General features: G+C 72.7%; 17 protein-coding genes and 1 pseudogene. 4 read left to right on the forward strand and 14 right to left on the reverse strand.

Features of this window, described 5'->3' with window-relative positions:
• On the reverse strand, nucleotides 1-312 hold a 312-nt coding region (locus tag C2L58_RS50970), incomplete at its 3' end, for a hypothetical protein (RefSeq protein ID WP_233226114.1).
• Entirely contained in the window at nucleotides 309-770 is a 462-nt protein-coding gene (locus tag C2L58_RS35130) for a hypothetical protein (RefSeq protein ID WP_146073732.1), read from the reverse strand. The genes C2L58_RS35130 and C2L58_RS50970, both read right to left, overlap by 4 nt.
• Before the next feature lie 169 nt (nucleotides 771-939).
• Between C2L58_RS35130 and C2L58_RS51585 the strand changes: the two are divergent.
• Together C2L58_RS51585 and C2L58_RS35135 are read left to right on the forward strand one after the other, a co-directional pair.
• Nucleotides 940-1,068, forward strand: a pseudogene (locus tag C2L58_RS51585) (DUF6531 domain-containing protein); the annotation flags it as partial.
• Nucleotides 1,069-1,234: 166 nt separating this feature from the next.
• Nucleotides 1,235-4,429, forward strand: coding sequence for an RHS repeat-associated core domain-containing protein (locus C2L58_RS35135; protein WP_103341950.1), 3,195 nt, complete (start codon nucleotides 1,235-1,237; stop codon nucleotides 4,427-4,429).
• A 38-nt stretch (nucleotides 4,430-4,467) separates the two neighbouring features.
• Here C2L58_RS35135 and C2L58_RS35140 read toward each other — a convergent pair whose 3' ends face one another.
• The 9 genes from C2L58_RS35140 to C2L58_RS35180 are packed head-to-tail and all read right to left on the reverse strand — an operon-like array spanning nucleotide 4,468 to nucleotide 13,957.
• Entirely contained in the window at nucleotides 4,468-5,826 is a 1,359-nt protein-coding gene (locus C2L58_RS35140; protein ID WP_103341951.1) for a DUF6351 family protein, read from the reverse strand.
• 11 nt (nucleotides 5,827-5,837) lie between these two features.
• Entirely contained in the window at nucleotides 5,838-6,761 is a 924-nt protein-coding gene (locus tag C2L58_RS35145; protein ID WP_103341952.1) for a poly(ethylene terephthalate) hydrolase family protein, read from the reverse strand.
• A 20-nt stretch (nucleotides 6,762-6,781) separates the two neighbouring features.
• Complete coding sequence (locus C2L58_RS35150) at nucleotides 6,782-8,008, reverse strand: 2-hydroxyacyl-CoA dehydratase family protein (RefSeq protein WP_103341953.1); 1,227 nt, start codon at nucleotides 8,006-8,008, stop codon at nucleotides 6,782-6,784.
• The gene (locus C2L58_RS35155) at nucleotides 8,005-9,018 is read right to left on the reverse strand and encodes a 2-hydroxyacyl-CoA dehydratase family protein (RefSeq protein ID WP_103341954.1); all 1,014 of its coding nucleotides are present in this window, start codon (nucleotides 9,016-9,018) and stop codon (nucleotides 8,005-8,007) included. Before C2L58_RS35155 ends, C2L58_RS35150 begins: the two co-directional genes overlap by 4 nt.
• The gene (locus C2L58_RS35160; RefSeq protein WP_103341955.1) at nucleotides 9,015-10,253 is read right to left on the reverse strand and encodes a CaiB/BaiF CoA transferase family protein; all 1,239 of its coding nucleotides are present in this window, start codon (nucleotides 10,251-10,253) and stop codon (nucleotides 9,015-9,017) included. Before C2L58_RS35160 ends, C2L58_RS35155 begins: the two co-directional genes overlap by 4 nt.
• Nucleotides 10,250-11,389, reverse strand: coding sequence for a CapA family protein (locus C2L58_RS35165; RefSeq protein ID WP_103341956.1), 1,140 nt, complete (start codon nucleotides 11,387-11,389; stop codon nucleotides 10,250-10,252). Before C2L58_RS35165 ends, C2L58_RS35160 begins: the two co-directional genes overlap by 4 nt.
• Nucleotides 11,386-12,171 carry an amino acid ABC transporter ATP-binding protein gene (locus tag C2L58_RS35170; RefSeq protein ID WP_103341957.1) on the reverse strand — a complete coding sequence of 262 codons (786 nt, stop codon included), beginning with the start codon at nucleotides 12,169-12,171 and terminating at the stop codon, nucleotides 11,386-11,388. The genes C2L58_RS35165 and C2L58_RS35170 overlap by 4 nt, the downstream gene beginning before the upstream one ends.
• The gene (locus C2L58_RS35175; RefSeq protein WP_233226115.1) at nucleotides 12,168-13,043 is read right to left on the reverse strand and encodes an amino acid ABC transporter permease; all 876 of its coding nucleotides are present in this window, start codon (nucleotides 13,041-13,043) and stop codon (nucleotides 12,168-12,170) included. Before C2L58_RS35175 ends, C2L58_RS35170 begins: the two co-directional genes overlap by 4 nt.
• Nucleotides 13,040-13,957 (reverse strand): transporter substrate-binding domain-containing protein, encoded by a 918-nt coding sequence (locus C2L58_RS35180; RefSeq protein ID WP_103341959.1) that lies wholly within the window; start codon nucleotides 13,955-13,957, stop codon nucleotides 13,040-13,042. The genes C2L58_RS35175 and C2L58_RS35180 overlap by 4 nt, the downstream gene beginning before the upstream one ends.
• A gap of 201 nt (nucleotides 13,958-14,158) precedes the next feature.
• On the opposite strand from C2L58_RS35180, the gene C2L58_RS35185 reads away from it, so the two are divergent.
• Nucleotides 14,159-15,139 carry a PaaX family transcriptional regulator gene (locus C2L58_RS35185; RefSeq protein ID WP_103341960.1) on the forward strand — a complete coding sequence of 327 codons (981 nt, stop codon included), beginning with the start codon at nucleotides 14,159-14,161 and terminating at the stop codon, nucleotides 15,137-15,139.
• Nucleotides 15,140-15,179: 40 nt separating this feature from the next.
• Here C2L58_RS35185 and C2L58_RS35190 read toward each other — a convergent pair whose 3' ends face one another.
• Nucleotides 15,180-15,767 (reverse strand): TetR family transcriptional regulator, encoded by a 588-nt coding sequence (locus tag C2L58_RS35190; protein WP_103341961.1) that lies wholly within the window; start codon nucleotides 15,765-15,767, stop codon nucleotides 15,180-15,182.
• 96 nt (nucleotides 15,768-15,863) lie between these two features.
• Here C2L58_RS35190 and C2L58_RS35195 point away from each other — a divergent pair, with 96 nt between their 5' ends.
• Nucleotides 15,864-16,910: an NAD(P)-dependent alcohol dehydrogenase gene (locus C2L58_RS35195; protein ID WP_103341962.1), complete on the forward strand. Its 1,047-nt coding sequence runs from the start codon at nucleotides 15,864-15,866 to the stop codon at nucleotides 16,908-16,910.
• 104 nt (nucleotides 16,911-17,014) lie between these two features.
• Here C2L58_RS35195 and C2L58_RS35200 read toward each other — a convergent pair whose 3' ends face one another.
• Both C2L58_RS35200 and C2L58_RS35205 read right to left on the reverse strand, forming a co-directional pair.
• Nucleotides 17,015-19,414 (reverse strand): non-reducing end alpha-L-arabinofuranosidase family hydrolase, encoded by a 2,400-nt coding sequence (locus C2L58_RS35200; protein ID WP_103341963.1) that lies wholly within the window; start codon nucleotides 19,412-19,414, stop codon nucleotides 17,015-17,017.
• Between the two features lie 30 nt (nucleotides 19,415-19,444).
• On the reverse strand, nucleotides 19,445-20,219 hold a 775-nt coding region (locus tag C2L58_RS35205; RefSeq protein ID WP_199191612.1), incomplete at its 5' end, for an arabinofuranosidase catalytic domain-containing protein.

Here is a 20,219-nt window from a genome sequence, read left to right on the forward strand (position 1 = left end):
TTGAAAGAGGCCCTGAACGGGCTGACCGGCAACGCCGACGAGATCGCCGCGCAGTCCGAGACGTGGAAGAACGTCGCCGCCGAGCTGGGCAGCATCGGCGAAGACCTGACCGGGATGGTCAAGACCGACGTCTCGTCGTGGACCGGTGCCGCCGCGGACACCTACCGGCAGCGCGCGCAGGACACCGTGACGTTGCTGGAGACGGCGCAGAAGGGCTGCGAAGGCGCGTCCAGCGGGGTGAAGACCGCGGGTGAGGTCGTCGCGGCGGTGCGGGCGCTGGTGCGGGACATCATCGCGGAGCTGGTCGGTCACCTGATCAGCTGGGCGTTGCAGGTGCTGTTCACCCTCGGCATCGGGATGACCTGGGTTGTCCCGCAGGTGATCGGCGCGGTGGCGAAGACGGCGTCGAAGATCGCCGACTTGGTGAAGCGGTTGGTGACGGCGTTGAAGGCGCTGATTCCGCTGCTGAAGCGGGCGGGTGATTTGTTCGCGGATGCGGCGAAAGCCCTGCGGAAGATCAAGCCGGGCAAGGCCGCGCCGCCGCCGAAGCACGCCGACATCAAGGGCGGTCCGAAGGACATCGGCGGCCCCAAGGGGAAGGGCGGCCCCGACGGACCGCCGCCGAAGACCGACCCGCCACCCAAGACCGACCCGCCGCCGAAGGGCGGCGACAGCACCAGCGCGGCGGGCGCGAAGGGCGATCCGCCGCCCAAGACCGATCCGCCCCCCAAGACGGATCCGCCCCCGAAGAGCGATCCCCCGGCCGACACCCCGCCGCCGCCCAAGGACGGCCCGCCCGGGGGCACGCCCAAGGGCGCCCCCGACGGCGGTGGCAAGCCGAAGGGCGACCCCAAGGGCGACGGCCCGCGCGACCGCGCGGTGCCGGACGACAAGAAGGTCTGCGTCTCCGACCCGGTGGACGTCGCCACCGGCGAGGTGGTGCTGAAGCAGGTCGACCTGACGCTGCCGGGTGCCGGGGGCGACCTCGAACTTTCGCGCACGCACCTGTCGGCCTACCGCGCCGGCCGGTGGTTCGGCCGCTCCTGGGCGTCCACATTGGACCAGCGACTGGAAGCCGACCGCGAGCACCTGCGGTTCTACGCCGAGGACGGCATGGTCCTCGTGTACCCGCGGCCGGACGGCGACCGGCCCGTGCTGCCGATCGACGGCCCGCGCCACCCGCTGCGCCCGGACCGCCGGGGGCTACCGGCTGTCGGCGGGCGCCCGCGACCTGGTGTTCGCGGCCGGCCGCGGCCGCGTACTGCCGCTGACGGTCATCGAGCAGGCCGGCTCCCGCACCACGATCGAGCACGCCGAGAGCGGCGCGCCGCGGCTGCTGCGCCGGGACGACGGCACGGAGATCAGCGTCGAAGCCGGGTCCGGGCGGATCACCGCGCTCGGCGTGCCCGGTGGCGCGCCGGTCGTCCGGTACGGCTACAACCGGCTCGGCCAGCTGACCCAGATCGCCGGCTTCACCGGCCGCCCGGTGAACCTCGACTACGACGTCGACGACCGGATCGTCGGCTGGCAGGACCGCACCGGCACCTGGTACCGCTACGTCTACGACGCCGAGGGCCGCTGCGTCCGCAGCGTCGGCGCCGGGCGCTACCTCAACGGCACCTTCGCCTACGACACCGAGGCCCGGACCACCCGGCACACCGACGCGCTCGGCCACACCTGGACCTACCGGCTGAACGAGGCCGGCCAGCTCGTCGAGCGGACCGACTCGCTCGGGCACACGCGCCGGTACTCGTGGACCCGGTACGACGACCTGCTGTCACAATCCGACGAACTCGGCCGGATCACCTTCTACGGCTACGAAAACGGCGTGCTGACGACGGTGACGCGGCCGGACGGTTCCGAGGTCCGGCTGACCCCCACCGGGACCGGCGAGGTGGAGCTGCGGGCCGGTGCCGCGCGGGCCGTCGTCCCGGCGGCCGATCCCTACGCCGCGCTCCCCGGCGTCTCCACCCGGTTGCGCGCCGACGGCCCGGCGGACGTCCTCGGCGACGAACCGGTGATCACCGCGGCGGCGCGGCCGGGCGACCGCGACCCGTTCGGCCGGCCCCGGCTGGTGCACACCGCGTCCGGCGGCGCGGCCCGCCTCGGCTGGACGGCGGAGGGACAGCGCGCCTGGCGGATCGGACCGCACGGCGAGCGGGAAAGCTGGCGCCACGACGGCGAAGGCCGCGTCGTCGAGCACCGCGACGCCACCGGGCGGACGACCCGGCGCACGTACGGCCCGTTCGGCCTGCCGATCGAGGAGTTCGACGCCGCCGGCGCCCGCACGACCTACGGCTACGACGCCGAACTGCGGCTGATCGCCGTGACCGATCCGGCCGGCCGCACCTGGCGGTACACCTACGATCCCGCCGGACGGCTCGTCGAGGAGACCGACTTCGACGGGCGCCGGCTGGCCTACGCCTACGACGAGGCCGGGCAGCTGCGGCGGATGACGAACGGCCTCGGCGAAGTCACCGAATACGCCTACGACGCGCTGGGGCAGCTCGAGTACGCGATCAACAACGAATCGGTCCTGCAGATCGTGCGCGACGAACGCGGGCGGGTGCGCGAAGAGACCGTCAACGGCGTCGGCGTGCGCTGGACCTACGACGCGGCGGGCGTCCACCGCACCACTCTGTCCGGTGTGGACAGTGAGTGGCGGTACGACGGCGATCTCCCGGCGTCGCTGCGGATCGCGGGCCACGAAATCGCGTTCGAGTACGACGAGGCCGGGCGCGAGACCACTCGGGCGGTCGACGGCGAAGTGGTGCTGCGTCAGGTCTTCGACGCCGCGGACCGGCTCGGGGAGCAGACGATCGCCGGCCTGGGCCGGCGCGGCTACACGTACACGCCGGACAGCCGGCTCGCCGCGATCGACGACGCCCGGCCGGTCCGGTTCGGGTTCGACCAGGCGGGCCGGGTCACCGAGGTGCACGCGCCCGAAGTCGTCGAACGCTTCGCCTACGACGCGGCGGGCCGGCTCACACCGCCGGCCGGCACGCGGTACCGCCACGACCCGCAGGGCCGGGTGACCGGCCGGGTGCGGCCCACCCCCGCCGGGCCGGCGGAGTGGCGGTTCGTCTGGGACGAGCTGGACCGGCTGGTCGCCGTCATCGGTCCGGACGAGTCGTTCTGGACCTACCGCTACGACCCGCTCGGGCGGCGGTTCGCCAAGCGGCGCTGGGTGCTCGGCGAGGACGGCGCACCGCGGCAGACCGCCGAGACGTGGTTCGTCTGGAGCGGCGGCGAGCTCGTCGAGGAGATCGAACTGACCGGCGACGGGCAGTCGCGGGTGCTGACCTGGGAGCGGCACCCGGGCGACGGCCGGCCGGTGGTCCAGGTCGAGCAACGGGGTGCCGAAGTGCGGTTCCACACGGTGGTGACGTCCCCGGCCGGCACGCCGACCGAGCTGCTCGCGCCGGACGGGAGCGTCGCCTGGCAGGCGCGGACGGGCTTCTGGGGCGAACTGCTGCCGTCGACGTCCGGCACCGCGCCGATGCCGCTGGCCTTCCCGGGCCATTACCGCGACGCCGAGACCGGGTTGCACTACAACGTCTACCGCTACTACGACCCGCACACGGGCCGGTACCTGAGCCAGGACCCGCTCGGCCTGGCCGCCGCGCCCGACCCGGTGGGCTACGTGGCGCAGCCGCACCTGCAGAGCGACCCGCTCGGCCTGGTGCAGAGCCCCTGCGGCAAGACGGGCGGCCCGAAGGCCCCGGAAAACCCGGCGGGCGGCGGCGACGCGGCGAAGCTCCCGCCGGGGGCCAAGAAGCCGGACGGCCTGGCCGAGTTCCGCGACCCCGACGGCAAGGTCCGCCCGCACAACATGACCGACGAGCAGTACGCCAAGTTCTCGAAGAAGTGGGACGAGATGATGAAGCCGGGCAAGGACAAGTCCTGGTTCTGGTCGGGCGGCCACATCAAGGACTCCGAGTTCTCCCCCACGCCGGTGTACGGCAAGAAGCCGGACGGCTCGCGGGCGGACCACCCCTACTACGACCCCGTCAGCGGGAAGTACACGACGGAGACGAAGTACCACGGCTCGATCGAGAACCCGGCGATCGACATGGCGAAGAAGAAGGGCGGTAACACCCTCGAGGGGATTCTGAAGGACAACGGCGTCGAGATGCCCCAGTTCGCGGACAAGCACCCCAACGGCGAAAAGGTCTGGAAGGACGCGTCGAAGGCCCTGGCGCACAACGCCGAAGGCGACGTCCACATCGCCCTGCCGAACACCACGGGCAAGACCAGCGGCTGGGCACACCAGGGCGACGACATCGCCTCCCGCCGGCCCGACAACGTCTTCGACATGGACGAGTTCCCGATCCTCCGCCACAACCCGAAGGTGGACAAGGTCATCGCCCACGACGCCGACTTCCCGGACGCACCGCCGGTGGTGCTGTGGGACCGCAAGACCCGCTGACCGAGCACCACCAGGCATCACCCGTGACGTCCCTTCGATCACGGGTACGGGCGGTTGAAGCGGGGCGGGACGTAACTCAGGTACCGGCCCGGCACTCCGTCCGCGGCCGCGGACAGGGCATTCATCGTGCGCGGGGCGGTGTCCGGCCAGTGGCCGGTGCGCAGGCGGGTCAGCATGCGGTCGATCGCCGCCTGTTGTTCGCCGGTCGTGTACGTGCAGTGGCCCGCCGTCCGGACGTACGTCTGCCGGAGCCGGGACTCGGTGCCCGTCCGGCGGGCCAGCGAACCGTACGACTGCTGCTGGGCCACCGTCGAAATCTGGTCGCCGGTGCCGTTGACCGTCAGCACCGGGATCCGCAGCTCGCCGGTGAACACGATGCCCCGCTCCAGGTAGCGGACGGCGGCCGGGTCGGCGGCCACCCGGGGTGCCGCGGCGAGGCGGCCGAGGTCCGCGGGCAGGTCGAGGCCCGCGCGCTCGTAGAGCCGCCGCACGGCGTTGCGCTGCTCCGGTGCGGCCGCGGCGAATTGCCGCGCGTAGTCCACTCCCGTGTTCCAGGACGGGTTGCCGCCCGCCAGCTGCTCGATCGTCCGGCGGCTGCTGACCGCCTGCCCGAGGTACGGCAGCGGGCCACCGGCCAGCGCCAGGTACATCCCCTGCTCGACGCCGTCGACGTCGTGGCCGGCCGGCACCGGCGTCGGCGAGCCGTCCGGGGCCAGGCCCCAGCCCGGCAGCTGGCCGATCGCCGCCGCGAGCGCGATGCGTGCCTTGCCGGCGGCGCTCGACTGGGCCGACGCCACCGCCGTGAGCCACTGCTGCTGCGTCCCCGGGACGTCGGCCGGGATGCCGGTCACCGGGAGGGCGGCATCGGGGAACAGCAGCGTCTTCAGCGTGAACACCGTGTCGAGCTTCTGGTTCCACTGCCCCACCGCGCCGCCGAGGCCGCCGCACATCGGGATCGCCGCGGCGAAGCGGCCGGGGTACACCTGCGCCACCCCGGCGGCGACCATCCCGCCCATCGAACGGCCTTCCGCGATCGCGTACCGCGCCCGCCCGAACGCGGCTTCGAAGCGGCCGAGCGCCTCCGCCTGGTTGTCGATGGCCCGCGCGATGTTCCAGCTGCTGATCGTGCGCGTGGTGCCGCCCACCGCGTAGCCGCGCCCCAGCAGGCTCGCGGTGAGCGGGCTCGTCAGGCCGCCGGCAGCGAAGTCGAGGTCCACCAGCACGGCGCCGTTCCACCGGGCGGGCTTGGCGAAGGTGTACGGCGTGCCGTCGGCCAGCTGCCCGGCGGTGCACCGGGCGGCCGCCGCACACGGCTGCTCCGCCGAGTACGCGGCCGTGGGCACCCCCGCCGCCAGCACGATGGCCAGGGCCAGACCGCCCCGGAGTCTCCTGCTCATGACTCGCTCCTTCAGAAGTTCTTGGCGGTGACGGTCCAGCCCGGTGTGACGCACAGGCCGCAGCCCGCGCCGAGGAAGTAGCCGCGCGCGGCGCGGTTGCCGTTGAGGGTGAAGTCGAACCAGGCGACCAGGACCCGCGCGGCCTCCTCGCGGACACCCGGGTCGGGATTGCCGTCGCGCTGGCCGTAGACGAAGCCGGTGTGGCCGGCCGCCGGGTTGGTCACCCGGACCGCGGGCACGGTGACGAGGTCGTAGTTCTCCCCGCTGTTGGCGTAGGCGACGTCGTTCGGGCCGCCGTCGGCGAACAGGGTGGGCGTGTGCAGCTTCCGCAGGTTCTCCCGGCCGTAGCCGAGGGTGCCGTCGGCGAAGAACCCGCTGTCGAGCGACAGCACCGACTTCACCCGGGGATCCGCGCCGGCGACGAGGGCTTCGATGCCGCCGCAGGAGTGACCGGCGACGCCGATCCGCCGCGTGTCGAGCTTGTTCCGCAGTGCGCTCCCCCGCCGGCCGTTTTCCCGCTCGGCCCAGGTGATCGCGTCGGTGATGACCGCCGGCTCCGGGGAGCCGTTCTCGGTCAGGGCGGGTTCGTCGAACCCGCCGATCGCGACGACGACGAACCCGTGTGCGGCGAGCAGCGTCTCGAGGGTCAGCAGCTCGTCGTTGCTGGTGTGCCGGCACGCGCCGTTGCCGAACACCACGACCGGCAGGCCGCCGCGCACCCGATCGGAGTCCGCGGGCCGGTAGACGGTGTACTCGGCGGCGTAGTCCCCGGTCCGGGCCGCGGCCTCACGCACCACCGGGTGGAACACCGCTGACGCGGGCGGCGCGGGCGGCGCCGCGGCGTCCCCCTCGGGAGAAGCGGGAACAACAACCGCCGCCGTGACCGCGACCAGGACCGTCGCCGCGGCGACGAGGACGGGTTTCAACAAGGCCATCGAAAGTCCTTTCCGGAGGGTCACCCGAGTTCGCCCAGCCACGCGCTCATCCGCGCGGTCAAGCCGGCTCCCGTGCGGGCGTCGACGTTGTCCGCGTGCAGCTCCAGGACCGGGATTCCCGCGGCACGCAGGGCACGGGTGGTGAAGTAGCTGCCGCGCGCGTCGTCGGAGACGAGGTGCACGACGCCGTCGACGCCGTGGTGCCGGGCCTCCTTGACGTACCACTCGGCCGACCACGGCGGGGTGTAGAGCTGGTCGCCGAAGGCGGCGAAGCGGGCGGCCAGGGCGCGCAGCGGGTCGTCGTCGCCGTAGCGCAGGTAGCCGTCGGCGGCGATCGCGAGGTACATGGACCAGACGAAGACCGCGCCGTGCGAGTCCTGGAACCGCCGGTAGAAGTCGAGGTCGAACCAGAGCCCGCGGCCCACCCACATCAGCCGCAGCCGTTCGTCCGGGCACACCGCAACGCCCGCGTCGACGCGGTCGCGCACTTCGTCGTGGAAGGCGCGGGCGGCGTCGCGGGCCCACTCGGTGCCGCGGTGCCATTGGGGCACCATGACGCTCGGGATGCCATCGGTGACGGCGATCGGGCACGGCCGGGCGGCCGCGATGAGGTCGCGGGTGCGGCGGTTCCACTCCTGCTGCTCGTTCACCAGCGCGAGGACTTCGCGGAACCGCGTCTCGGAGAACACCCGCCCGGTGGTCTGCTCGAGGAACCGGATCAGCCCGGTCAGCTCGGCGGTCAGCAGGTCGAGCCGGTCGGTCCCGATGGCCTCCTCCCAGCGGTGCGGCATCAGCTCCCACCACCGCTCCGGCACCTCGTTCTCCGCCGCGCTCTCCAGGGGGTAGTAGGTGACGCCGGGCTGCGCGTCCCAGACGTCGAAGATCTTGCGGGCCGCGTCCCCGGTCGTCTCGCCGAGCACGATCGACGGCTTCGGCAGCCCGCCCCACGGCGCCTGGCCAGGGTCGTCCTCGAACGCCGACGCCAGCGAAGTCGCGCTGTACTGCTCGATGTAGTCCGGGTAGCCGCGTTCGCGCAGCAGGCCGAGGTAGCGCTGGGTCTGGCGTTTCGCGGCGACGATCGAGGCCCACCACTGGTTGACGACGTACGGGATCCCCATGGCGCGGAGGATCTCCTGGGGCGCGTCCGCGTTGACCAGCGCCAAGGGACCCTCGGCATCGCCCAGCCGGGTGAACCACTCGCGCTGGTACGCGGTCGCGGTCGTCGCCGAAGCCAACCGGGCCGTCATACCGCCGCTCCCGCCGGGACCAGCGCCGCCAGCGCCTCGGGCGTCAGCTCGCCGTAGGGCTGGCGCTCCGCCAGCACCGCGCGCAGACCCGTCGCGGCCCGCTGCTCCGGGAAGTCCCACGGCGGCGCGTCGTCGTGCACGCGCGCGTAGGAGAACAAGATCTCCGCCCCGCAGGCGCGGGCGGCCGCGGCGGTGTGTGCCGTGCGCTGCCGGATCGACGCGCGGGGCGCGGCCGGGCCGTTGTGCTGGTAACGCTCGGCCAGCGCGAGTTCCGTCGGCGCCGCGCAGGTGCGCGCGAAGAGCAGCTCACCCCAGTCGTGGTCCTCCCCCACGACGAGGAAACCGTTGCGCTCCAACGTTTCGTACACACCGGTCGTGTCGTGGGAACTCCCGGTGAGGAACAGCCGCACCCCCTCGACCTCGGCCGAGTCGACAGCGAGCACGTCCTCGACCAGCGCGGTGGCCTCCTCGACCGGCACCGCGGTGGTCGCCGCGACGACCTCCAGGAACCGGGTCCCGCTCAGCCGGTTCGCCCGGCGCAGGGCGGCGGCCCGGCCGAGCGACCGCCGCAGGGTGTCGTGCGCGGTGATGGCCGCGGCGAGGTCGTCGTCCCCGATGTGGCGCCACTGCCCCAGCCACTCGCGCAGCTGCGCGATCTTCGCGTGGACGTACCGGGTGGTCGTGTGGTGCGGCAGGTGCAGGACGTCCACCAGCCGCACCGGCGGCAGCCGCAGCCCGGGCTCGACCCGGTGCAGCTCCCGCAGCGCGTAGAACAGCCGCAGCGACGCTTCGCAGTCGCGGGAGACGACGATGGCTTCGAGCGGCCCGTAGTCCCCGGTGAGGATCCGCGTCAGGATCGACCGGGCGACCGGGTCCACCCCGCGGCCGAGGTAGCGGTCGCCGAGCGTGCTGTCCTCGCCCGGCTTCCCGGCCAGCCGCCGCGGCCGCAGCCCCGCCGCGGTGATCAGCTCGACCGGCACGTCCGCGCCGACGTACCCGACGGTGCTCAAATCACGGCCTCCGAAACCAGCTCCGCCAGCTGCTCCTCGGTGTAGCCGAGCAGCTCGCGGTAGACGTGTTCGTTGTGCTCCCCCAGGCCCGGCGCGGGCCGGTCGAGGCCGACGCGGGCGGCGGAGAACCGGATCGGCACCCCGGTCCCGGCCAGGTCGGCCACGTCTCCGTGCCGCGGGTGCCGCAGCGGCACGACTTCTTCGCGGGCCAGGACCAGCGGATCCCGCACGGCCTCGCGCGGCTCGCGGACCTCGGCCGCCGGGACGCCTTCGGCGGTGAACGCGGCGAGGATCTCGGCCAGCGGCCGCACCCGGCACCACTCGCGGATCAGCCCGTGCAGCTCGTCGGCGGCGCGAACCCGCTGGTCACGCGTGCGGTAGCGCTCGTCGCCGGCCAGGTCCGGGCGGCCGATGGCCCGGAGCACCCCGTGGGCGAACGCGTCGGTCGGCGCGCAGAGCGCGAGGTACCCGTCGGCCGCGGGCAGGATGCCGAACGGCGCCAGCCGCGGCACCATCGACCCGGTGCGCTGGGGCAGGCCGACCGCGTCGAAGGCGTCGAACGGCTCGCAGGCGACCAGCGAGGTCAGCGCGCCGAGCATCGACACGTCGACGTGCTGGCCCTCGCCGGTGTGCTCGGCCTGCAGCAGCGCCGACACCGTGCCGACCACGGCGAACAGCGGCGCGAGGAGGTCGCCGATCGGCAGCCCGAACCGGACCGGGCCCTCGTCGGGCTCGCCCGCGGTCATCATCACGCCGCTCAGGGCCTGGATGATCGAGTCCATCGCCTTGCCCGACCCCGGGCCGCCCTGGGCGCCGAAGCCGCTGATCGAGGTGTAGACGAGCCGGGGGTTGAGTTCGCGGACCCGCGCGTAGGAAATGCCGAGCCGCTCGGTGACGCCCGGGCTGTAGTTCTCGACCAGCACGTCGGCGTCGCGGACGAGGTCGGTGAACACGGCGTGCGAGCGCGGGTTCTTCAGGTCGAGGGTGACGCTGAGCTTGTTGCGGCCGCGCAGCAGCATCGACACCGAGAGGTCGTCGTCGTGCCGGCGGGCGAGGTTCAGCCCGTCGCGCCCGACGTAAGGCGCGTTGTTGCGCGACGAATCGCCGCCCGTGGCCGGGTTTTCGACCTTGATCACGGTGGCCCCGAGCCCGGCGAGCAGCAGCGTCGCGTACGGCCCGGCGAGCGCGGTGGTCAGGTCGATGACGGTGCGGCCGGCCAGTGGCTGGTCGGTCATGCGGGAACCCCCTTGGAGAGATCGACGAGCACTTCGGTGCCGCGGGTGGTGAACCGGCCGTTGAGGTTCGCGCCGCGGGTGATGTCCTCGATGTACTTCGCCACGGCATCGCCTTCCGGTGTGCCGCCGACCGGGACCGGACGCCCCTGGTCGTCGACCCAGCAGGGCACGAAGCCCGCCTCGCGCAGCCCGGTCTCGTCGAAGCGGCAGAAGGCGATGGCGGTGTTGCGGCTCTCGGGGTGGAACGGGAAGAACGGCATGGCCGGATCGGGCGCGAAGCCGTACAGCTTCGTCCGCCGCTCGGCCCACGCGCGCAGCTCGTCCGCGCCCACGCCCGCCCCCGGCGTCAGGGCATGGGTGACGGTGGCGAAGTTGCCGAGCCCGTGGAAGATCGGCCGCCCCCGGTGGACTTCGATGCCGCGCATGATGTGCGGGTGGTGGGAGAACACGGCGTCGGCCCCGGCGTCGACCGCCGCGCGGGCGACCGGGCTCTCGTACATCGCGACGACGACGGGCGTGTGCCCGACGCCCTTGTGCAGCGACACGAGCACGACGTCGGCCTCGGCACGCAGGCGGCGCACGTCGCCGGCCATCGCCTCCAGGCTGTCCGGGTCGGCGAAGGTGTAGATCTTCGGCGGCCCGCCCGGGCTGGCGTGGTCCAGCTCGTAGTGGGTGAGGACGTGGACGTACGCGCAGCCTGGCTTGCGGGAGGTGGCCCACGAGTCACGCGGGCCGACGCAGTTGTACGACAGCACGCCGATGCGCAGGCCACCGCGGTCGACGATCGCCGGGCGCCGCGCGTGCGCCAGGTCCGGCCCGGCTCCGGCGGTGCCGAGCCCCGCCGCCCGGGCGTGGGCGATCGTGTCCGCGAGCCCCTCGTCGCCGGCGTCGCAGATGTGGTTGCCGGCCAGCGTGACCACCGCGAACCCGGCGTGGGCCACGGCCTTCAGCGCGGCCGGGTCGGCGGGCGGGGCGGGGACGTCGGTGCTGCGCTGGACCGTCGTCGTCGAGTGCGGGACTTCGACGTGCCCGATCGCCAGGTCCATCCCCCGCAGCACCGGCGCGGCCGGGGCGAGGAAGGACGCCGGCTCCGGCTCGTCCAGGATGAGGTCGCCGACGGCGCCGACGGTGATCACGAGACACCCTCCGATGTGGACAGATGACGGGAGAGGAAGGCCCGCAGCCGATCGGTGCGGGGCCGCGCGAACAGCTCCTCCGGCGGCCCTTCCTCGACGATCCGGCCCGCCTCCATGAACACGCAGCGGTCGGCCGCCTCGCGGGCGAAGGCCATTTCGTGGGTGACCACGACCATCGTGGTCCCCGCCGCGGCGAGGTCCCGCAGCACGGCCAGGACCTCGTCGACCAGTTCGGGGTCGAGCGCGCTGGTCGGTTCGTCGAACAGCATGATCCGCGGCCGGACCAGCACGGCCCGGGCGATGGCGACCCGCTGCTGCTGCCCGCCCGAGAGCTGCCGCGGGTAGTGGTCCTCGCGCCCGGCCAGGCCGATGCGCGCGAGCAGCTCCCGCGCCTCGGCCTCCACAGTGGACCGATCGCGGCCGTGCACGCGGATGGCCGCGTCGGTCACGTTGCGCAGCACGGTGAACTGCGGGAACAGGTTGAACTGCTGGAAGACCATGCTCATCCGCCGCCGCTGGGCCGCGATCCGCCGCTCGGTGAGCGCCCGCAGGCCGCCCGGCGTGCGCCGGTGCCCCAGGAGCTCGCCGTCGAGGTACATCGCGCCGCCGTCGAGGGGCTCCAGCTGGTGGGCGCAGCGGACGAGCGTCGACTTGCCCGATCCCGACGGCCCGATCACCACGACGGACTCCCCTTCGCGCACGTCCAGGCTGACGCCCGCGAGCGCGGTCACCGGCCCGAACCGCTTGCGGACCGCGTCGAGGCGCAGCACCGGCGCGGTCACCGGGCACTCCGGTGGCCGCGGGAGAACCGGCGTTCCAGCCGGCGCTGCCCGGCCGTCAGCGCGGTGACGACGACCAGGTACCAGAAGCAGGCGACCAGCAGCATCGGCACGATCTCGTAGGTGCGGTTGTAGATCACCTGCACCGAGTGCAGCAGGTCCGACATCGCGATCACCGACACGAGCGCGGTGCCCTTGAGCACGTTGATGAACTGGCTGCCCGCCGGCGGGATGATCACGCGCATCGCCTGGGGCAGCACGATCCGCAGCAGTGTCTGGCCCGGCGGGTAGCCCATCGCGCGGGCCGCGTCGCGCTGGCCCGGGTCGACCGAGGACACCCCGGCGCGGAAGATCTCCGCCAGGTACGCCGATTCCACCAGCGACAGGCCGATCACCGCGGCGGTGAGCGGCGTGATGACGGTGTTGGCGTCCCAGCTGCCGAACACCGGGCCGAACGGGATGCCGATCGACAGCCGGGGCAGCAGGTAGGCGAGGTTGAACCAGAAGATCAGCTGCACCAGGGGTGGGATGCCGCGGAAGAGGCCCACCCACAGCGTCGCCACCCACCGCGCGGGAGCGAACCCGCTCAGCTGCATCGCCGCGACCACCCCGCCGGCCAGCGAGCCGAGCACCATCGCCGCGACGGCGAGCAGCACGGTGGTGCCCAGGCCCGCCAGGACACTCTTCTCGAAGAGGTACTTCGCCACGACGTCCCACTGGAACCGGGAATTGCCGGCCAGGAACACGATCAGCTGCGCGGCCAGCACCACCAGCACGAGCACGAACAGCCAGCGCAGCGGGCGGAAGCGGCCGCGGGCTCCGGCCACGTCGTCGCCGGCCGCCGCCGTTTCCTCCATTGTGGACACGGCGGTCATTTCGCGGAGGCCACGTCGAACAGCGGCTGCGGGACGGTGACGTCGGCCAAGCCCCACTGGTGCATGATCCGGGTGTAGGTGCCGTTGCGGAACAGCTCCTCGAACGCCTTCTGCAGCACCGGGCCGAGCTTGGCCGACTTCGGGGTGTAGAGCGCCAGGTTGTCCTTCGTGGCACCCTGTTCCTCGGTCTGCGTCACGTATTCGTACTGCCCCTTCTGCTGGGTGGTCACGTCGATCGCGGCGGCCTGGGTCATCCCGGCGGCTTCGGCGCGGCCGGACTTGGCGGCCAGCAGGGTGGCGTTCGTGTCGTCGAGCCCGACCACCTGCACGGCCGGCTTCTGTGAGCGTTCACAGAAGGCCGACAGCTTGGCGAGCTGCTCCTCCACGACGCTGGCGGTGACCACCGCGACGCGCTTCCCGCACAGGTCCGCCGCCTGCTCGAGGCCGGCGGCCGAGCCGGTGGGGATCACGTAGGAGGTGCGGGTGGTCATCCACGTGACGGTGTCGAACTGCTTCTCCCGCTCCGCGGTGGCCTTGACCGGCCCGTTGAAGGCGTCGTACCGGCCGCTGAGCATGCCCTGCAGCGCGGCCGGGAGCCCGCTGACGACGGCGATTTCCGTGCGCACGCCGAGGAGCTGGCCGAGCGCCTGCTGGAAGTCGTGGTCGATGCCGGTGACGGACTTCCCGTCCGGGCCGACGGTGCGGTACGGCGGGTGCGAGTCGCCGGCGAACCGGAGGACACCGGCGTCCTTGACCGCCTGCGGCAGCTGGTCGTGCAGCGCCGGAACGGCGGTGAGAGCGGCGGCGGACGGAGCGGACGCCGCCCCGTCGTCGACCGTGCACCCGGCCAGCGCGAGCCCCGCGGCGGCCACGGCGAGTGCGCTTCGACGCCATTGACGAAGTGAGGAACCCATGTCGTTTTCTTCCTGCGGGGGGCCGTCCCGAGTGGACGGCGCGGAACCTGGGAGAACGATTGGTTGCTATCTGGGCGCCGATCGTCGCATGATGTGTCGTGTGATTCAACCCCTCGCTCCGGCCGCCAGGCCGCAACTGCCACCATGGAGCCCCGCGGCGGACCGGCCGCCGGGACCGATCCGGGAAGAGGCAGGAGCGCGATGACGACGGGCCCGCTGCCCCGCGACCGGCAGGGAGCCGAGCCGCAGCTCCTGCTCACCTCGCTGCTCGGCGACTTCTGGTACTGGCGCGACGAGCACATCCCGTCGGCCGCCCTCGTCCAGCTGCTCGGCGAGTTCGACATCAGCCCGGCGAGCGCCCGGGCCGCGATCCGCCGGCTCGCCGCCCGCGGCTTGCTGACCGTCTCGCGCAGCGGCCGGACGACGGCCTACGGCATTCCCGCCCGGACGTCCGAAGTGATCATCGAGCGCACGCACCGGATGCTGACCTTCGGCACCACTGCGCCGGACTGGGACGGGCAGTGGACCGTGGTCACCTTCTCCGTGCCGGAGCAGGAGCGGGGCCTGCGCACCGCGCTGCGTTCCCGGCTGCGCGTCCTGCGGTTCGCCGCGCTGTACGACGGGGTCTGGATCAGCCCGCACGACCTCGCCGGACCGGCTCTCGCCGCCCTGCGCGAGCTCGAACTGGGCAGTGCGACGGTCTTCCGCGCCACCGAGGTGCCCGGGCCGGCCGCGGCGGCCGCGGCCTTCGACCTCGACCCGCTCGCCCGGGAGTACGAGCAGTTCGTCGAGCGCTACGAAGACGTGCTGACCGGGTTGGCCGCCGGCCGGATCAGCCCGGCGCAGGCGTTGCGCACCCGCACCGAACTGCGCGTGGACTGGCGCCGGTTCCCCGAGAACGACCCGGACCTGCCCGCCGAACTGCTGCCCGCCGGCTGGGCGCGCGACCGGGCCCAGAAGATCTTCCTGCAGATCTACGACCGGCTGGGCCCGCTGGCGGAGCTGCGGTTCCGGCAGGTGCTGGCCGAGACGGATCCCGCGCTGGCGGAACTCGCCGCCCACCACGACTCGGCGAAGGTGGCGGACCTGTTCGCCGCGCTGGGCGACCGCCACCCGGCGGGCGACACACCGTTCGAGCAGGCCGCCGAAGCGCGGCGGCTGGACGAAGCCCGCCGACGGTGAGCGGCACTTCCCGAGCCGGACGTGCCGGAAAGTGCCGCGTTCAGGCCGGGGCGATGACGCTCTGCACGCACTCCCGCAGCAGCGCCCGGCGCCGGTCGTGGACCTCGGCCGGTTCCGCGTCCGTGGCGGCGTAGACGTTGCTGACGGGTGACCACGCCATGGACATCGCGATCACCATCGCCATCAGGTCGAAGGGATCGCCGGCCCGGACCAGCCCCGCGGCCTGCGCCTCGGCGATGGCCCGCAGCTTGGCGTCGTCCAGCCGGTCGGCGCCGGCCACCAGGTGCCCGGCCGGCCGCCGCTCGAGCCGGGTCCAGGTCGCGAGGCGGATGAGGTCCGGGCGCCGCAGGTACTCGTCGTAGAGGCGGACCGCCCAGCCGGCGAGGTCGGCGCCGTCGATCGGCACCACGTTGACGATCCGCTCCAGCGAGGCGAAGAAGATCGCGTCGAACAGCCCGTCCTTGCTGCCGAAGTAGGCGTACAGCTGGGCCCGGTTGGTCCGGGCCGCCTCGACGATGCGCTCGACGCGGGCCCCGGCGATGCCGTACCGGGCGAACTCCTCGGTCGCCGCGTCCACGATGCGCTGCTTCGTGGCGGCTCCGCGCGAGGTCAGCAGCTTGTCGGCCATGCACCGCAGCCTACAACAGAACAGTCGGTTTGCTTTACCGGGCCGGGGACGCTAGCGTCAAAATAAACCGACTGTTCTGTTTCTTGAGGAGCTGCGATGCGGACCACCACCGGCTGGCTGGCCGGCGCGAACGACCCGACCCTCCGGCGGGCCACGCTCCACCGGCGCGACCTGCGCGACGACGACATCGCGGTCCGCGTGGACCACTGCGGGGTCTGCCACACCGACCTGCACGCGCTGCGCGGCCCCCGGGACACCGCCCTGGTGCCGGGCCACGAGTTCACCGGCGTGGTGACCGGAACCGGGCCGGCGGTGACGCGGTTCGCGGCCGGCGACCCGGTGGCGGTCGGCAACATCGTCGACTCCTGCGGGAAGTGCGCGATGTGCCGCCGCGGCCAGGAGAACTACTGCGCCGAGTTCCCCACGCTGACCTACGGCGGCACCGACCGCCACGACGGCTCCCCCACGCTCGGCGCGTTCGCCCGCGAACACGTCGTCCGGGAAGACTTCGCCTACCGGCTCCCCGCGGGCCTCGACCCGGCGGCCGCGGCACCGCTGCTGTGCGCGGGCATCACGGTCTGGGAACCGCTGCGCGCGCTCGGCGTCGGCCCCGGCACCCGGGTCGCGGTGATCGGCCTCGGCGGCCTCGGGCACCTGGCGGTCAAGCTCTCGGTCGCCCTCGGCGCCGAGACGACGGTCATCAGCCGGTCGGCGGACAAGGCCGCCGACGTCACCCGGCTCGGGGCGCGCGAGCTGCTGGTGTCGGCGGATCCCCGGCAGCTGGAAGCGGCCCGCGACCGGTTCGACGTCGTCCTCGACACCATCGCGGTCCCCCACGACCTCGGCCCGTACCTGCGGCTGGTCGCCCTGGACGGCACCCTGAGCCAGGTCGGCCACCTCGGCGCACTCACGGTCGAGGCGATGGACCTGCTGGTGGGCCGCAAGAAACTGACCTCGGCGGGCAGCGGGGGCCGGGCCGGGACCGCGGCGATGCTCGACTTCTGCGCCCGCCACGCCGTCACGGCGGACGTCGAAACCGTCCCGTCGGCCCGGGTGAACGAGGTCCTGGACCGCCTGTCCGCGGGCGACGTCCGCTACCGGTTCGTCCTCGACCTGGCCGACCTCGACCACGCCGCCGGCTGACCTGTTCCCCGGCGACGGCCCTGGCCTGCTTCACCGCGCCGGTACGGTGAAGCAGGCCAGGTCCTCTCCCTCACCGTGCCCGCCGGGCGTCCGGCGGTCACGTGTCAGCAGGTGGCGTTCGTCTGCGTCAGCAGGCCGAGCCGCCACGGCAGGCTGTTGTAGTCCCCACCGGAGGCGGGGTCCCGCCCTTGGTAGAGGTAGCGGATCCGGCACGGGTCGATGGTCAGCGTCTGGTCCGTACCGGCCCGGATCATCTCGCCGTGGCTGATGTCGGTCGTCCACTGGCCGGCCGGGAACGAGACGTTGGCCGCGCCGGCGAACGGAGCGCTCTCGGTGTCGGCCAGCGCGGTCCAGGGTCCGGCGATGGCGCTCGACGTCCAGGACCGGAAGTACCGTCCCTGTGCACCGATTGCCTCCACGATCAGCAGGTACTGGTCCGCGCCCGCCACCTTGTACACATTGGACGCTTCGAACAGCGCGTACCGGTCCGCGTCCTGGGCGGCGATGACCGGGTCGCTCATGCCGTCCGGGAAGTTCGCGACCGACGTCTGCGACCGGTAGAGGTGCCCGTTGTCGTCCGAGGAGAACAGGTGGCAGTCGGCCGCGTCGCAGATCACCCACATGTCGACCCAGTAGCCGCTGCCGATGTTCTGCTGGATGATCGCCGGCATCGACGGGTAGAAGTGCTTCGGGGCGCTCCAGCCGCCCGGGTTGCCGATGTCCGGGTTGGTCGAATAGGCCGCGTTGCCGTCCTGGTACACCAGGTACCACAGCTTCTGCGGCGCGAAGTAGAACACCTCGGGTGCCGCGCGGTACCCGGTGCCGATCCCGGACTGGTCCAGGTAGTACTGGGTGGCCGAGCCCGCCTGGGCCCAGTCCGTGAAGCTCAGGTAGACCAGGTTGTAGCCGGCCGCGTTCGCCGTGCTGGCGAACACGTGGTACTTCCCGTCGGCGTAGACCACCGACGGGTCCTTGATCCCGGCGATGTCGTGCGTCGCGTCGGACTTCGGGGCGATCAGCGCCCCGCTGGAGCTCCACGAATAGCGGGCCGGCAGGGTGCCGCCGGTCGGCGCGGACGGTCCGGTCCACCGCTGGTTGGCGCCGCCGTTGCAGCTCCAGATGATCACCTTGGTGCCGTTGGCGGTCGCCGCGCCGGACACGTCCAGGCACAGGCCCGACTGGCCGTTGGTGATCGTGCCGCTGCCGGTGAACGTCCACTTCTGCCCGGCACCGCCGGTGCAGTCCGCGATGACCGCCGCCGTGCCCGCGGCGGTGCCGCCGCCCGCGGTGCCCAGGCACCGCTTCCCCGCACCGGAGTAGACGCTCAGCTCCCCCGCGCTGCCGCGGGTCCACTGCTGGTTCGTCCCGCTGTGGCAGTCCCAGATCTGCACCTGGGTGCCCGCCGAGCCCGCCGAGCCGGGGACGTCGAGGCACCGGTTCGCCGCCGTGGCGCGCACCGGGCCGGTGCTCCCGCCGGGATCCGGGTCGCTGCCACCGAGCGCGTCGAGGACGGCGGTGTAGGCCTGCTTCTTGCCGTAGTTGCCGTCGAACAGCAACGGGGTGTCGCCCGAGCGCCACGAATACTTGTCCGTGACGCCCCAGACCGTGATGCCGGTGCACCGGGTCACCGCCCGGCACGCCTGGGTCACCTGCCGGTACACGTTCGCCTGGCCGGTCCCCGAGCCGCCGACGTCCAGCTCGGTGATCTGGACGTCGACCCCGAGGTCGGCGAAGCGCTGGAGGTTGGCCTGGTAGCTGCTCAGGTTCGAGTTCGAGGAGAGGTGGCTCTGGAAGCCCACGCAGTCGATCGGCACGCCCCGGCTCTTGAAGTCCCGGACCATGTTGTAGATCCCGGTGCTCTTCGCGTTGACGCCGTCGGTGTTGTAGTCGTTGTAGCAGAGCTTGGCGTTCGGGTCCGCCGTGCGGGCCGCGCGGAAGGCGTCCTCGAGGTAGCCGTCACCGAGCTTCTGCTGGAAGGTCGCCTGCCGCCGGGTGCCGTTCTCCTCGAACGCCTCGTTGACCACGTCCCAGGCGATGACCTGGCCCTTCCAGTGGCCGGCCACCTGGGCGATGTGGTTCAGCATCGCCGAGCGCAGGTTGCTCGCGTCCAGCCCGCCGACCCAGGGGGCCAGCTGCTGGTACCACACCAGCGTGTGCCCGCGGATCTTCATGCCCTGGGCATTCGCCTGGCTGACGATCCGGTCGGCGGGCGCGAAGTTGAACTGGTTGCGGTTCGGCTCGACCGTGTCCCACTTCATCTCGTTTTCCGGCGTGACGCCGTTGAACTCCGACGTCCACGTGTTGACGTAGGCGGCCTCGCCGAGGTGGCTCGTCGAGATCGCGGCGCCGAAGTACCGTCCGCTCTGCGCCGCCGCGGCCCCGAGCGTGCTCGCCGCGCCGGCGACCCCGGGCGACACCGCCAGGGCGGTCGCCGCGAGGCCGGCCGCGGCGAGGACGGTGACCGCGGTCCGCAGGCGCCGCCGCGGAGGTGAGCCGGTGTTCATCGCAGTCCTCGTTTCGGTCTCGGCACGGCCTCAGCCCAGCGTCCACTGCTGGTTGCTGCCGCCGTTGCAGGTCCACAGTTCGACCGGGGCGCCCTCGGCCGTGGAGGCACCGGTGACGTCCAGGCACAGGCCGGATTGGCCACCGGTGACCGTGCCGTTGGCGTTGACGGTCCACTGCTGGTTGGCCTGGCCGTTGCAGGACCAGGTCACCACCTTCGTGCCCGCGCTCGTGCCCTGGCCGGACGCGTCGAGGCACAGCGTCGCGCCGCCGAGCGTGGCCGTCAGCCTGCCGTCCGTCGTGCGCGTCCAGGCCTGGTTCGCCTGGCCGGTGCAGCCGGCGATCTGAAGCTGCGTGCCCTGGGTGGAGTTCGGGGCGGCCAGGCACTTGCCCGCGCCGACCGCGTGCAGCGGCCCGGTGCCCGTGTTGCTGCCGCCGGTGCCGTACCCGGCCGCCACGACGTTCGCCTGCACCGCGTTCTCGGTGGCGTCCGACGGATAACCGGACGTCATCACGCCTTCGTAGAACGTGCCGGCGGATCCGATGCTGTTGTCCCCGCCGGTGCCGAGGATGATGGCGCCTTCCTTGCGCATCGGGTTGTAGCCCGAGACGTTCGGCCGCACGCCGTCGTAGAACGTGGACACGCCGCCGAACTGCGCGTTGCCGCCGCGGATGGCCCAGCGGTTCGGGCCACCCTTGATGATCGCCGTCAGGTACCGGTGGCTGATGCTCGGGTCGTTGGCGTTGTAGTGCTGGTTGACCCCGGAGAACAGGCCGTTTTCCAGGTCGGCCATGATCCACGGCCCG

The organism is Amycolatopsis sp. CA-126428, from assembly GCF_002904335.1.
In the GTDB taxonomy this organism is placed as follows: domain Bacteria; phylum Actinomycetota; class Actinomycetes; order Mycobacteriales; family Pseudonocardiaceae; genus Amycolatopsis.

What these genes read in the sequence shown, in the direction of transcription:
- C2L58_RS35140 (WP_103341951.1), bottom strand. Translation starts at nt 5,826, where the DNA reads ATGAGCAGGAGACTCCGGGGCGGTCTGGCCCTGGCCATCGTGCTGGCG.
- C2L58_RS35145 (WP_103341952.1), bottom strand. Translation starts at nt 6,761, where the DNA reads ATGGCCTTGTTGAAACCCGTCCTCGTCGCCGCGGCGACGGTCCTGGTC.
- C2L58_RS35150 (WP_103341953.1), bottom strand. Translation starts at nt 8,008, where the DNA reads ATGACGGCCCGGTTGGCTTCGGCGACGACCGCGACCGCGTACCAGCGC.
- C2L58_RS35160 (WP_103341955.1), bottom strand. Translation starts at nt 10,253, where the DNA reads ATGACCGACCAGCCACTGGCCGGCCGCACCGTCATCGACCTGACCACC.
- C2L58_RS35175 (WP_233226115.1), bottom strand. Translation starts at nt 13,043, where the DNA reads ATGACCGCCGTGTCCACAATGGAGGAAACGGCGGCGGCCGGCGACGAC.
- C2L58_RS35180 (WP_103341959.1), bottom strand. Translation starts at nt 13,957, where the DNA reads ATGGGTTCCTCACTTCGTCAATGGCGTCGAAGCGCACTCGCCGTGGCC.
- C2L58_RS35185 (WP_103341960.1), top strand. Translation starts at nt 14,159, where the DNA reads ATGACGACGGGCCCGCTGCCCCGCGACCGGCAGGGAGCCGAGCCGCAG.
- C2L58_RS35190 (WP_103341961.1), bottom strand. Translation starts at nt 15,767, where the DNA reads ATGGCCGACAAGCTGCTGACCTCGCGCGGAGCCGCCACGAAGCAGCGC.
- C2L58_RS35195 (WP_103341962.1), top strand. Translation starts at nt 15,864, where the DNA reads ATGCGGACCACCACCGGCTGGCTGGCCGGCGCGAACGACCCGACCCTC.
- C2L58_RS35200 (WP_103341963.1), bottom strand. Translation starts at nt 19,414, where the DNA reads ATGAACACCGGCTCACCTCCGCGGCGGCGCCTGCGGACCGCGGTCACC.